General features: G+C 39.8%; 11 protein-coding genes. 2 read left to right on the forward strand and 9 right to left on the reverse strand.

What is annotated here, in order from left to right; translation table 11 throughout:
• Positions 1-80: 80 nt before the first annotated feature.
• Together ACQ2HE_RS06435 and ACQ2HE_RS06440 are read right to left on the reverse strand one after the other, a co-directional pair.
• Entirely contained in the window at positions 81-2,495 is a 2,415-nt protein-coding gene (locus tag ACQ2HE_RS06435; protein WP_430897262.1) for a sodium-translocating pyrophosphatase, read from the reverse strand.
• Between the two features lie 194 nt (positions 2,496-2,689).
• Entirely contained in the window at positions 2,690-5,356 is a 2,667-nt protein-coding gene (locus ACQ2HE_RS06440; protein ID WP_430897260.1) for an AsmA-like C-terminal region-containing protein, read from the reverse strand.
• Between the two features lie 71 nt (positions 5,357-5,427).
• On the opposite strand from ACQ2HE_RS06440, the gene ACQ2HE_RS06445 reads away from it, so the two are divergent.
• Both ACQ2HE_RS06445 and ACQ2HE_RS06450 read left to right on the forward strand, forming a co-directional pair.
• Complete coding sequence (locus ACQ2HE_RS06445) at positions 5,428-6,042, forward strand: TrmH family RNA methyltransferase (RefSeq protein ID WP_430897258.1); 615 nt, start codon at positions 5,428-5,430, stop codon at positions 6,040-6,042.
• A complete protein-coding gene (locus ACQ2HE_RS06450; RefSeq protein ID WP_430897256.1) occupies positions 6,032-6,514 on the forward strand; it encodes a TlpA family protein disulfide reductase in 483 nt (160 codons plus the stop codon). The genes ACQ2HE_RS06445 and ACQ2HE_RS06450 overlap by 11 nt, the downstream gene beginning before the upstream one ends.
• Here the strand turns inward: ACQ2HE_RS06450 and ACQ2HE_RS06455 are convergent.
• The 7 genes from ACQ2HE_RS06455 to miaB all read right to left on the reverse strand — a co-directional run bounded on the left by ACQ2HE_RS06455 (position 6,504) and on the right by miaB (position 13,065).
• Positions 6,504-7,475: a YihY/virulence factor BrkB family protein gene (locus ACQ2HE_RS06455; RefSeq protein ID WP_430897254.1), complete on the reverse strand. Its 972-nt coding sequence runs from the start codon at positions 7,473-7,475 to the stop codon at positions 6,504-6,506. The genes ACQ2HE_RS06450 and ACQ2HE_RS06455 overlap by 11 nt on opposite strands.
• Positions 7,472-8,509 (reverse strand): endolytic transglycosylase MltG, encoded by a 1,038-nt coding sequence (gene mltG, locus ACQ2HE_RS06460; protein ID WP_430897252.1) that lies wholly within the window; start codon positions 8,507-8,509, stop codon positions 7,472-7,474. Before mltG ends, ACQ2HE_RS06455 begins: the two co-directional genes overlap by 4 nt.
• Positions 8,510-8,576: 67 nt before the next feature.
• A complete protein-coding gene (secG, locus tag ACQ2HE_RS06465) occupies positions 8,577-8,900 on the reverse strand; it encodes a preprotein translocase subunit SecG (RefSeq protein WP_430897250.1) in 324 nt (107 codons plus the stop codon).
• A 3-nt stretch (positions 8,901-8,903) separates the two neighbouring features.
• Complete coding sequence (locus ACQ2HE_RS06470; RefSeq protein ID WP_430897248.1) at positions 8,904-9,845, reverse strand: hypothetical protein; 942 nt, start codon at positions 9,843-9,845, stop codon at positions 8,904-8,906.
• Between the two features lie 9 nt (positions 9,846-9,854).
• On the reverse strand, positions 9,855-10,376 hold the full coding sequence (gene lptE / locus ACQ2HE_RS06475) for an LPS assembly lipoprotein LptE (RefSeq protein WP_430897246.1): 522 nt from the start codon (positions 10,374-10,376) through the stop codon (positions 9,855-9,857).
• Between the two features lie 3 nt (positions 10,377-10,379).
• Entirely contained in the window at positions 10,380-11,621 is a 1,242-nt protein-coding gene (locus tag ACQ2HE_RS06480; RefSeq protein WP_430897244.1) for a sigma-54 interaction domain-containing protein, read from the reverse strand.
• 22 nt (positions 11,622-11,643) lie between these two features.
• Complete coding sequence (gene miaB, locus ACQ2HE_RS06485; protein ID WP_430897242.1) at positions 11,644-13,065, reverse strand: tRNA (N6-isopentenyl adenosine(37)-C2)-methylthiotransferase MiaB; 1,422 nt, start codon at positions 13,063-13,065, stop codon at positions 11,644-11,646.
• Between the last annotated feature and the right edge of the window lie 34 nt (positions 13,066-13,099).

Genomic DNA, 13,099 nt, shown 5'->3' on the forward strand with positions numbered 1-13,099 from the left:
AAAGAAAAGCCCCAATGTAGAAACATCGGGGCTTATGGTATTTGGTATGATTAGTGCTTCTTTTCTCAGAAACACCTGAATTATTTATTCTCGATCTTAAATTTAAGGGTTTTACCTGAGCTTAAAAACGCAGCATACTTTTTAACTACGTCCTCAGATTGTGTTTGGCCATTGATGGTCAAAACATTGTTTTCCCATTTTACATCCAATGAGGTAGGATTGTTCAAATCCTTTTTTAATGTTTCAATGAATTGGTTAGTAGCGTTTTCAACACCATCCCCTTCAATGTTTACATTAACTGTTTGCTTTTCAGAACCTGCATCGGCTGATGTATTTGAATAAGTAATTTCTACTTTCTTTTCAACGTGAGTAGAAGCCGAAGTTCCGTGAATATCTTTCAATGTAGGCGCTACAACTAATGATACAATTGACATCAATTTAATCAAGATGTTCATTGATGGACCAGAAGTATCTTTGAATGGATCACCCACAGTATCACCTGTTACAGAAGCTTTGTGTGGATCAGATTTTTTGTAGTAGATCTGTCCGTTGATTTCAACACCTTTTTCAAAGCTTTTCTTAGCATTATCCCAAGCACCACCGGCATTGTTTTGGAACATACCCATCAATACTCCACTTACGGTTGCACCGGCTAAGAAACCACCAAGAGCTTCAGGGCCTACAATGAAACCAACGATCAATGGAGAAATGATAGCAATAGCACCTGGCAACATCATTTTTCTGATAGAAGCCTGAGTAGAGATAGCTACGCATTTATCGTATTCTGGCTTTCCGGTACCTTCCATGATTCCAGGAATAGACTTGAATTGGCGACGTACTTCTTCAACCATGCTCATGGCTGCTTCACCTACGGCGCGAATTGCCAATGAAGAGAAGATAAATGGAATCATAGCTCCAACAAACAAAGAAGCCAATACATCCGCTTTATAAATATCGATCCCTTGGATACCAGCTACACCTACGAAAGCTGCAAACAATGCTAAGGCAGTTAGAGCTGCAGAAGCAATTGCAAATCCTTTACCTGTGGCAGCAGTAGTATTTCCTACAGCATCTAATACGTCTGTTTTTTCACGAACATCTGCTGGCAATTCACTCATCTCAGCGATACCACCGGCATTATCTGCGATAGGACCGAATGCATCAATTGCTAATTGCATGGCAGTAGTTGCCATCATTCCGGCTGCAGCAATTGCTACACCGTAAAGACCTGCGCAAGCGTATGAACCCCATATACCACCAGCCAATACAAGAATTGGAAGGAAGGTAGATTCCATACCAATCGCCAAACCACCGATAACGTTTGTAGCGTGACCGGTTGAGGACTGACGGATAATTGACATTACTGGGCGTTTACCCATTGCAGTATAATATTCTGTGATGATACTCATTAAAGTACCAACAACTAAACCTACGGCAATTGCACCGAGTACACCCCATTTGGTGAATTCAGTACCACGCAATACCATAGTTTCAGGAAGAATATAATAAACAAGACCAACAGAGGCAATTGCAGTTAACACAATTGAACCCCAGTTACCCATGTTCAAAGCCTTTTGAACGTTATCTGTGCTGATACCTGCGTTGTCGCTAATACGAACGAAGAAAGTACCTATGATTGAGAAGAGGATACCCACACCGGCGATCAACATTGGTAAAAGAATAGGAGCAAAGCCACCGAAATTGTCGGTAGATTTTGTTTCCTGTCCAAGAACCATTGTTGCGAGAACGGTAGCAACATAAGAACCGAACAAATCGGCACCCATACCGGCAACGTCACCAACGTTATCACCAACGTTATCTGCGATAGTAGCCGGGTTGCGAGGATCGTCTTCAGGAATACCTGCTTCTACTTTACCAACGAGGTCTGCACCTACGTCAGCAGCTTTAGTATAGATACCACCGCCCACACGAGCAAACAAAGCGATGCTTTCCGCTCCCAAAGAGAATCCGGTAAGTACTTCAATTGTTTTCAACATTTCTTCGGAATCAACCGCAGTGGCACCGAAGTAAGATTTTAAGATTAGATAGAGACCACCTAAACCTAATACAGCGAGACCGGCAACGCCTAATCCCATTACTGCACCTCCCGTGAAGGAAACGTTCAGGGCTTTCGACAAACTGGTACGAGCAGCATTCGCTGTGCGTACGTTTGCCTTGGTGGCAACCTTCATTCCAATGTAACCCGCGGTTGCACTGAATACGGCGCCCAATACAAATGACAATGCAATGGTCCAATCGCTATGTGGATTAGATTTAGCCATTACCGCAAGCAAAATCGCAACAATTACAACGAAATAGCTCAGGATTTTCCATTCAGCCTTCAGGAACGCCATGGCTCCTTCAGCGATGTACGTACTGATTTCTTTCATTCGGTCGTTTCCGGCGTCTTGTTTGGATACCCAGTTGAATTTTACAAAAGTGTATAACAAACCAATTACTGCCATTGCCGGTACCAAGTAAAGCAAATTCTCCATAATGTGTTTGGTTCTTAAAATTGAGTTAAAAGGACGGCAAAAATAGGGGAAAAGACCCAAAAATGCTGATTCTCAGGCCTGAAAATTCTGATTATCAGATATTGTAAATAAAAACGCGAATCCAACCTTAGATTCGCGTTTATTTAGCTGTAAATCAATATTCTATGTATTTAGACACTCCGATTGAACTAGGCCTAATTGCTTGTACTGTCTTTTTTCTTTTTTCCAAGAATCTGTTTGAACAATCCTTTACCGGCTTCTTCCAATTGTTTCTTTGTTTTTGAAGGATCTGATTTAGTGGCCGTATCGCCCAATAATTGCTTCTTTAACTCCGATTTTGCAGCATCTACCACTTGTTTCTTGGCTGATTCAACACTGTCTTTCACCGCTTTCGTTACTGCCGCTTTGGTGCTATCAACTTTAGCTTTCGCGAAATCAGTGACCTGTTGCTTCAAGTCATCGGCAAGACTTTGAGCTCCTTCTTTAATAGATGTTTTGATTTGAGGTTTACCCAAACTTCCTCCTACTTTCACCAGTATCGGAACGATGGTTGATGCTTTTACCGGAATTCCTTTCGCACTTAATTGGCTTTCCCAATTAGATACCAAAGCATTGGCTTGCGTACCCAACATTGAACGTGGTACTTTCATATTAATTTGATAGTCCATCGACTGATCGAAACCATGAAACCCACCAATTTCCATTTCTATTCCTTTTACATTCAACTTGAACGGTTTCACCATTACACGTCCATTGGTAAATTCAATGTAGTTTTTTACATCCTTTACTGAAATAGATTCCAGTTCTTTGATCTTTAATTGGGATGCAATTTCTTCCAATGGTTTGAACTTACTAAGAAATCCCTCAATCAATAATAGATCTCCCTTGCCATTCAGTGAATTTAGAACCGGGAAAAGGTTTTCACCTAATTGTCCTTTTACGCTGAGCTGCGATTGAAGTTTACCGCCTAAGAATTGACCGATAGGCATGATCTTTTGAAAAGTATTGAAAGCGAAGAAAGTTTGTTGCACATCTACATTTTTCACATCGTAGGTGAGCGCAATGTCGGGCTTAGATTTACTTTGAAGTGTGCTATATGAACCATTGATATTCATAGTTCCTTGTAAAGCGTTGCCCTTTACGTTTTTGAAGAAAACAGTTTCATCTGTTATTTCAAGTGTGCCGGATGCGTTATCAATTTCTAATTTGTCGTAAGTGATTTTATTAACTCCGGCATTCAAAGTAAACTTGATGTCGGATGGAACTGCAAATGGCTCACTTGCAGTTGTAGTTGCTGTATCTGTACTCGTCCCCATCCATTTGTTTACATTGAATTGATCTGCATTTATAGTGAAGTTTCCTTTTAAAGGTGCTTTCTTGTTGAAATAAGCAAGCGGATCAATGATAGAACCGGTTCCATTAAACGCAGTACCCATATACTTGCCGGAAAGTTCAGCGATATTGATTTGGGTATTGCTGAAATTGGCCAATAGTTTTTGAAGATTGATTGGATCGGGAGAGGCTTTTGAACTGTATTCAAAATTAGTCATGTCTACTCCGCCTTTTACCAGTATTTTATCGTAAGAACCTGCCATACTTCCTCTAGCATCTACGTCGGCTTTCAACAATCCTTTTAAAACAGTTCCGGCTTCTAATTTCACAAATTGGGTTATGGAAGCTAAGTTGACACTCCCTTTAACAGAAGCGATCAAGTTCTTTGCGGTCATTGGATTGGTCAATCCAAACTCAAAATCAAAGGGATCCTTATCCAGTTCTATATGCCCTTTTGAAACCGCTATGGCTGTGTTATCAGGCACACCATCGGGGTTATCAACTTTTGCATCCAATTGTATGTTCTTAACAGCTGCAGGTAAGTCGGGATATTGGAACATTCCGTTGGTGATGTTCAGGTTCACATGAAAAGCGGGCATCGACTGCGGACTATAAACACCTTTTAAGTTACCACCTAAGCTAGCCGTTCCGGAGGTTTTGATCGATTCAAAGTCTTTAGCATAAATCGCCGGAATCAATGACAAGAAATTCTTGAAATCTGATTTGGCTGACTGCAATTGCAAGTCCATTTTGTAGCTCGAATCGTTTACAATTTGGAAACTTCCTTTTGATGTAAGCGGAAGTGCGTTCAGTTCAATTGAAGGGGCATCATAGCCAAATGTACTTGTAGCAGTATTGGCTGTAAAATCTGCTTTTAGTTTGGTTTTGGTATTGAATAAAAACGGAATGCCACCGTACTTATATGTAAGTGCCTTGATATCGCTAGTTGTAGAAAGTTTGAATTCATCTCCATTTACGACCCCTTTACCTTGATGCTGAAGTCCTTCCATGCTAAAGAGCATATTGGAGCTTTCATCATCGTATACGATTGTACCATCGGTTATTTCATATTCTTCAAAATTTAATTTAAGTGCAGAGGTACTAGTGTCTGTTGTTGCGGAATCCGCTTTCGTGATGTTCCAATTCGCTGTACCATCGCGATGTACAATTGCATTAACCACCGGTTTTTCAGCTATTACTGAATAGATGGTCATGTTTTCTCCCTTTATAACACTCATCAAATTCAATGAGAGATTGATAGCGCTTGCTTTGAAGAGGGTATCGCCTTCAAATGGTGCATTGTTGGCGATATACAAGTCTTCAATTGTAACCGACGCCTTTGGAAAATGCCGAATAAAAGACAGACTTAAATCATTAAAATCGACTTTTGCATTCAGCTGGCTATTCAATTCTTTTTTAAGAAGTTTTACTAGTTGCGGTTTGAAGAGGTAGGGCACCAAAATCAAGATCAACAGAAGGCCTAGAAAACTGAAACCCGTGATCTTCGCAATTTTTTTGAAGCGTTTCATTTACAACAGTTTATAAGGTTTATTTCACTTAGGATACGATTTCTTAATTTCGCTCCACTTTATTTACAAATATGACGCCAGAAAGAAGAGCAAAGTTAGCGGGAGTTTTGAATAAACGACAACCCGATCTTACAGTAGTTTTAGAAAATGTATTCGATCCACATAATATTTCCGCGGTAATGCGTACTTGCGACGCCGTAGGCATCCAAGAAATTTATGTTATTACTAATAAAGTTCCTCGTCACAAAAAGTGGGGGACTCGAAGTTCTTCCAGCGCTGCAAAATGGCTCACGGTACATCAGTTTTCTGATATTAAAGAATGTGTTGATGTATTAAGGTCGAAATATGCCAAAATCTACACCACACATTTAAGCACAGATGCGAAAAGTTTGCACGAATTGAATTTAACGGAAAGTGTAGCATTGGTATTTGGGAATGAGCATGCCGGTGTGAGTGAAGAAATGCTTGCTTTAGCCGATGGTAATTTTATCATTCCTCAAGTAGGTATTATTCAAAGTTTGAATATTTCCGTGGCTTGTGCGGTTACTATTTATGAAGCTATGCGTCAGAAGTCGGTGGCCGGTCACTACAATCAGCGTCGCTTGCCCGATGAACAATTCAATACCTTATTGGATCAATGGGGGTTCCTCGGAGAAGACAAAGATGCCTTATCAAATGAAAATTAGACTCCTTCTTCTTTTAGTTATATGTAGTCCTGTTTTGATGTTCGCACAAACCGGGGTTTCAACGATTCAAACTGCTGAGTTGATACAAATGGTTGATTCAAGTAAGAAGCCAATCATTGTAAGTTTTTGGGCCACTTGGTGTTCTCCTTGTTTGAATGAAATTCCTTGGTTGGAAAAGGAGATTTCGGGTAAGGCTCATGACAGCATTGTGTTAATTTTGATAAGTTTGGATACTAGAAAAACGGTTCGAGACATCGAATTGTTTGTTGCTCGAAAAGGTTTTCATTCCAAGGTGTACATTTGGCAAAATCCATCCATTCCCGAATTTGCAAAAGCGATGAATATTCGATGGACTGATGGAATTCCTGCAACCTATCTGCGATCAAATGAGAAAAATAGAAGGATATTCTTCAACCGCCAATTGACGGAGCTGCAAATAAAACGAGAGTTGAACAATTTACTTAAGGACTAATTGGCTCCGTTTGTTTTTCCGCATCAATTTTCGCTCGTTCTTCGGCCATTACTTTCAATGAATGAATGCTTACATTCAATTCGTAACCTATCAGTAGTACCAGTGAATTGATAAAGATCAGCGCCATAAACATGATAACGGTACCGATGGAACCATAAAGCGCATTATAGCGACCAAAATTATTAACGAATAGAGAAAACCCTAAGGTTGCCAGTACACTCAAAGAAGAACCTAAAATGGTGCCCGGTGAAAGCAAGGGCCATCGTTTCGTTACCGCCGGCGCGTATTTATAGATAAAGCCGAAAGTAAAAAAGATCAGTGCAAGCATGAACAACCACCTGAAATAGTTCAATATGTCTTTGATCAAGTGGCTCTTGATTCCAATAAAATCCATCACTGCGCCCTGCATTATTAAAAGCAGTAAGCAACCCATCAATAAACTCATAATAATGATGGTGAGCTTTATCGCGATCCAACGATTTTGTAATCCGGTGCGTTTTGAAAAGCCCATGTAATTTTTATTGAAGCTTCTCATCAATCCCATCATTCCGTTTGACGCAAAGAAGATCAATAAAATGAAACCAAACGACAATAACCCTATTCTCGATTCATCAAAAAAACTTGAAACAAATTTGATCAAGTTAGTATTGTGTTCCTTTGCCGGAATAATGTCTTTGATCATCTGAGTGAGTTGACCGATGATCGTTTTCTTTTTCAACAAAGGCAAATGGGGGAGTAGTGAAAAAAGAAACAATGAAGTAGGAGGAATTGCCATTACAAAGTTGAATGCAATTGCAGCGGCTCTTTCATTGAGCCCTACCTTTTTAACTTCCTCATAGAAGAAAGCCATTACTTCATACAAAGGCACTCCATTGAAACCTGGAAGCACCACTTTTTTACTTTTAGTGATGAGGAATCTAATTAAGGGGAAATCCAGTATGATGCGCTCTAGTTTGGTCATTTGTTCTTACTGTTTCTAATACGCTCTTGTTCGTCTTGTGCTGCTCGAAATGCATTTGCTTTCGTAACATGCTCCTCAAAAGTTACACTAAATTCATGTCTTCCGGAAAAATCCGCTTTTGCTACAAAGAAATAATAGTTAGTTGCAGGTGCATTCAAAACCGCGTCGATCGTAGCTTTAGAAGGGGTGCAAATAGGACCGGGAGGTAGCCCTTTGTATTTATATGTATTATAAGGACTTTCAACCAGCAAGTAGTCATTGTAGATCCGTTTCAAGGTGAAGTTTTTCAACGCAAACTTGACAGTAGGATCAGCCTGTAATCGATCCCCTTTTCTAAAACGGTTCAAATACACACTTGCGATGGTATCTTTTTCATCAAGTGCATTGGTTTCCTCTTCAACAATAGACGCCAAGGTATAAACTTGTATGGGGCTTAGATGCTGTTGTGTGGCTTTTGCTTTACGTTCTTCTGTCCAAAATCGTTCTTTTTGAGCATTGAACTTTTTTAATACCTGCACGGGAGTACTCGTCCAATTAAATTCATATTTGTCAGGAAACACGCCGGCCATCACGGTATTACTATCCAAACCAAATTGGTTCAGCGAATCATTATTCGTAAAAAGCGCAATAAATGAAAGCGAATCGTTTTCAAATCGCTTCCCTAAATATCCTGCCAGTTGTTCTTTTGTTCTAAACTTATTAAAATTAATAACAACTGGAGACTGGCGGTGATTCTTTAACATTCGTACTATAGACAAAACACTCATGCCGTTCTTTATTTCGTATTTGCCCGGTTCAAGATGATTGGCTAAATCGAAGCGTTTTGCAACAAATTCAAATGCACTCACACTCTTCACAAGATCGCTGTCTTCTAGTTGTTGAATCAAAGCTTGGTAGGTGCTATTTTTTGATGAAAGGTATAAAAACCTGTTTTTTTCAGAAAAGCTTGTTGCGCTTCCAAAAACAAACCAGGCCGAAATACCGACAAGGGCAACCAGCACTACTAAGATTAGTCGCAGTTTTCTAAATTTCATAGATTTAAAATAAAGAAAAAACCCTGCCGAATCCAGCAGGGTTGTAAAATATATTCTGGAAAAATGCTTATTTCTGGGGTGCTGGAGCAGGCGTAGGTGTCGTTGCAGGTGTAGTGTTTGTAGCATTAGGTCGAATGTTTTCACCTTTTACTTCCACCGATTTAGAACCGCTCATAAATGCCAAAGAAACCACACAAAGTACAGCTATAATGGTTGAAACAACCCAAGTACCTTTTACCAAAGTGTCAGTTGTTTGTTTAACACCCATAAATTGGTTGTTAAATCCTGCAATGTTTCCGGCCAAACCGCCACCTTTAGGGTTTTGGATCAAAATGATAAAACCTAAAGCTACGCAGGCTACAATCACTAGAATCAAGAACAAAGTCAACATATACTAATCTTTAATTTGGTCTATTTTAGATGCAAAGTAAGCGGTTTTATCGGGATTAAGCAAACTTAATTTGCGGTAAATGGCTTTAGCACGGGTGGTTTTACCCTGTTTCAGCCAGACCTCAGCCATGGCTTCTGTTTCTACTTCCGTATTTTCGATCGATTCTTCCGCCTGTTTTACCACTACTGCTTCATCTGTAACGTTTTCAGACACTTTAGGAATTTTCTTCATTGTTCGAAGCCATTCCGTAAAGCTCTTTAACTGACGGCCGAATTTATCCTTGTCTAAGTCTTCTAGCTTTACTTTGATTCCTTGCGAAGCGAAATAATCAATAGTATGATAGGGTTCTATTAAACTAACGGTATTTTCGGGTAGAACAGCGGAAATTGTGGGTAATTTATGGATATTAACCACCGGGGGCTCCTCATTTTGTGGTTCTTGAGGAGCGATTTGGCTGATTTCAACAGAGGCATCCGGCTCATTTTCAGTCACAACCGTGTTTTCAACAACGATGTCTTGGTCAACCGACTCTTCAACAACAATGGTTCCCGAAATAACAAAATTGGATTCCGGTTCTGAAGCAATAGCCGCTATTAGTTCTTGTTCCGATTTATCTTCTGTATTTTCTTTTGCAGCTGCTTGTTCCTCTTCCAAAAGATTTGATGTATTTGCTCCGTTTTCAACGAAAGTAGGAGGGGATGTTTTTTCTGCGGCTTCATTCAACAGTTGCTCTAACCACAAGGGGTTCTTTAAGTACAAAGCGGCCGCATGAACTTCATCCTGAAATTCGGGATGAAGGTAGAATTTTTTAGCAGCAAGCACTACCCGTCCGGCATTGGCATATGGGTATTTATTCACGAAGGCTTCAATATCGGAAAGTTCTAAATCCTGAATTGAACTCTTTTTGAATAAATGATGTACAAGTGTATTTATAGATGCCTCCATGGGAACAAACTACCAAGATGAGAAAATTCGGTTAAACATTTCATCTACCAAGTTTTGAACAATGGTAGCACTCAGTTGGGCTTGGGCCTGGTCTAAACTCAAACTCGCCGAGAAGTCGAAGTTACGGGAAACAGGCGCTTCAAAATTCATTTTTTCGTCTTGCCTGTTTTTGAAAGAAATATTTACAGTAACAATCAATCGGTTTGTGGCGGCTTGTTGTTGTGAAACACCCGCTGTACTAACATCATACCCGGTTATTACGCATTTGATATCATAATCGGCTTGATCAGCACTTTGAATTTGAGTAAGGCGGGTTTGGTTGTTTACTTTCTGACGGAATTTATCTGTTAACTGTGGGCTTAATTGAGGATTAACAAAACGAGCTTTGTTTTCAATATAATGGATGTAGCAAGTTTTGATTTTGGGATCAATACTTACATCTTTGAATTTATAGATCCCACAAGAACTAAATAGCATTGTTCCGAAAACAATGATCATCAGCTTCCACCTATTTTTAAGCATACTTTTCATGCGTTACTCTTTGATGTCGTATTCTTTTAACTTTCTATAAAGTGTTCTCTCGCTTATACCTAGATCGGTAGCTGCATCCTTGCGTTTACCCTTATGCTTTTTCAACGCTTTTAGAATCAGGTCTTTCTCTACATCCATAATGTTCAACGATTCCTCTACTTCTTCATGATGATCGATGATATCGTCGTGATGAGGAATCACCACTTGAGCCGTATTCGGAGAAATGGGTTGCATGATGGAAGGTTGTAAAACCTCTTGGCTTTTGAACTCCTTCAATTCATTAAAAAACTGCGGATGTTGAGATGCAATGGAAGGGTTCTGCATCAGTTCGAAGAACATTTTTTTCAACTCAGTTACATCTTTTTTCATGTCAAAAAAAAGCTTGTAAAGAATCTCCCTTTCATTATTAAATTCACCGCCGCTACCCATGTTCATTCCCGACAAAACCGGTAATCTATTTCCTTGTTTATCGGGTAAGAATTTTTGAAGTTCGCGAAGAGTTACCAGTTTATCTTGCGCCAAAACGGAAATTTGCTCTGCAATATTCTTCAATTCGCGAACATTACCGGGCCAAGGGTAGTTAATTAACAGATTTTTCGCCTCTTCATCCAGTTGAATTGGAGCCGTTTTATATTTTTCAGCAAAGTCTACTGCAAATCTTCTAAACAAAAGGGGAATGTCTTCTTTTCGATCTCGTAATGATGGAACCCGAATTGGAACGGTACTCAACCGATAATAGAGGTCTTCTCGAAACTTCCCTTGTTGAGTTCTTTCTAACAAATCCCTATTGGTGGCGGCAATAACGCGAACATCGGTTTTTTGCACTTTTGAAGAACCTACTCGAATGAATTCTCCTGTTTCTAACACTCTTAACAATCGAGCCTGAGTTCCTAAAGGCAATTCTCCAATCTCGTCTAAGAAAATGGTACCTCCGTTTACTGTTTCGAAGTATCCTTTTCTCGAGTCAACCGCACCGGTAAAGGATCCTTTTTCATGCCCGAATAGTTCTGAGTCGATAGTTCCTTCAGGAATCGCGCCGCAGTTCACTGCAATAAATGAGTTGTGCTTTCGGGCCGACAATGCATGAATGATTTGTGAGAATACTTCTTTACCTACACCACTTTCTCCGTTAATTAAAACCGTTAAATCGGTTCCGGAAACCTGGTGAGCCACCTGCAAAGCATAATTCAATGCAGGTGAATTTCCTATAATTCCAAATCGATTCTTGATACTTTGAATTTCCATAGAAAAAATGCTAATGGTGCTACTATTGCGAAATAAGCTTTCCTATGAGAGTTGCTTGAGTGCAATCAGTAACTGTTACAAAAGCGTAGTCGCCTTTTTTCAAATTTGTTTCATCTTTTGAAAAAACAATCACTTTGTTTTGAGAGTTTCGTCCCATCCAATCTTTATCACTTTTCTTACTGTTTCCTTCTATCAACACTTTGAATGTTTTTCCCAAATCTTGTTTATTGCTGGCGAAGCTCAATTTTCCTTGCTTGTCAACGATTTCCTGCAACCTTCGCTTTTTCACTTCATCAGGAATATCGTCTTTATATCTTCTTTGAGCAAGAGTGCCTGGGCGTTCGCTGTAAAAGAACATGTAGCTCATATCGTATTTGCTATGATCCATGATACTCAAGGTATCTTGATGATCTTCCTCTGTTTCTGTACAAAAACCGGCTATTATGTCTGAACTGATGCCGCAATCGGGCATTATTTCCCTTATGCGATCTACTTTGGCCATGTACCATTCCCTTGTATAGGTTCTATTCATCAATTGAAGTATACGGGTTGAACCACTTTGAACAGGCAAGTGAATGTACTTGCAAATGTTTTCATATTTGGCCATTGTATGCAACACATCATCAGTGATATCTTTAGGATGTGATGTTGAAAAGCGGATCCGCAATTCCGGGGATATCAACGCCACTCGTTCCAATAATTGTGCAAAATTCACTACTTCATTAGAGTCGCTCACATAATAATAGCTGTCCACATTCTGACCTAAAAGAGTCACTTCTTTAAAACCTCTTTCAAATAGATTCTGACATTCGGCAACAATTGATAATGCGTCTCTGCTTCTTTCCCTTCCTCTGGTAAAAGGAACCACACAAAAGGCACACATATTATTGCAACCTCTCATGATACTTACAAAAGCGCTTACTCCGTTACTATCGAGGCGAACAGGCGAAATGTCTGCGTAAGTTTCGTCGCGGCTGAGTAGTACATTCACGGCTTTTTGTCCGGTTTCTGCTTCTTCAATTAAAGCGGGTAAGCTTCTGTAGGCATCAGGGCCCACCACCATGTCAACCAGCTTTTCTTCTTCTAAAAATTTCGACTTCAAGCGTTCAGCCATACACCCCAGTACACCAATCAACAAACCGGGTTTTGATTGTTTCACTTGCTGAAAATCTCCCAATCTTCGGCGAACTGTTTGTTCGGCCTTTTCACGAATGGAACAGGTATTTAAGAGCACCAGATCTGCTTCTTCAACATTTCGCGTTGCTCCAAAACCATGCTGGTTTAAGATTGACGCCACAATTTCACTGTCGCTAAAATTCATCTGGCATCCATAGCTTTCTATGTAGAAGTGCTTTTTATAGTGGTTTGGATCCATAGCAAAAGGGGCATAGGCTTCCCCTTGCCTTGCTTCGTCGTGTTCTTTTAATTTCAACAATTCCTCCATCTCGTTATTTTTTCGAAAGACAAAATTAGCAAAA

Origin of the sequence: Endoryza foliicola, assembly GCF_050589245.1 — a bacterium.
Classification (GTDB): domain Bacteria; phylum Bacteroidota; class Bacteroidia; order Chitinophagales; family Chitinophagaceae; genus Endoryza; species Endoryza foliicola.

What these genes read in the sequence shown, in the direction of transcription:
- ACQ2HE_RS06435 (WP_430897262.1), bottom strand. Translation starts at nt 2,495, where the DNA reads ATGGAGAATTTGCTTTACTTGGTACCGGCAATGGCAGTAATTGGTTTG.
- ACQ2HE_RS06440 (WP_430897260.1), bottom strand. Translation starts at nt 5,356, where the DNA reads ATGAAACGCTTCAAAAAAATTGCGAAGATCACGGGTTTCAGTTTTCTA.
- ACQ2HE_RS06445 (WP_430897258.1), top strand. Translation starts at nt 5,428, where the DNA reads ATGACGCCAGAAAGAAGAGCAAAGTTAGCGGGAGTTTTGAATAAACGA.
- ACQ2HE_RS06450 (WP_430897256.1), top strand. Translation starts at nt 6,032, where the DNA reads ATGAAAATTAGACTCCTTCTTCTTTTAGTTATATGTAGTCCTGTTTTG.
- ACQ2HE_RS06455 (WP_430897254.1), bottom strand. Translation starts at nt 7,475, where the DNA reads ATGACCAAACTAGAGCGCATCATACTGGATTTCCCCTTAATTAGATTC.
- mltG (WP_430897252.1), bottom strand. Translation starts at nt 8,509, where the DNA reads ATGAAATTTAGAAAACTGCGACTAATCTTAGTAGTGCTGGTTGCCCTT.
- secG (WP_430897250.1), bottom strand. Translation starts at nt 8,900, where the DNA reads ATGTTGACTTTGTTCTTGATTCTAGTGATTGTAGCCTGCGTAGCTTTA.
- ACQ2HE_RS06470 (WP_430897248.1), bottom strand. Translation starts at nt 9,845, where the DNA reads ATGGAGGCATCTATAAATACACTTGTACATCATTTATTCAAAAAGAGT.
- lptE (WP_430897246.1), bottom strand. Translation starts at nt 10,376, where the DNA reads ATGAAAAGTATGCTTAAAAATAGGTGGAAGCTGATGATCATTGTTTTC.
- ACQ2HE_RS06480 (WP_430897244.1), bottom strand. Translation starts at nt 11,621, where the DNA reads ATGGAAATTCAAAGTATCAAGAATCGATTTGGAATTATAGGAAATTCA.
- miaB (WP_430897242.1), bottom strand. Translation starts at nt 13,065, where the DNA reads ATGGAGGAATTGTTGAAATTAAAAGAACACGACGAAGCAAGGCAAGGG.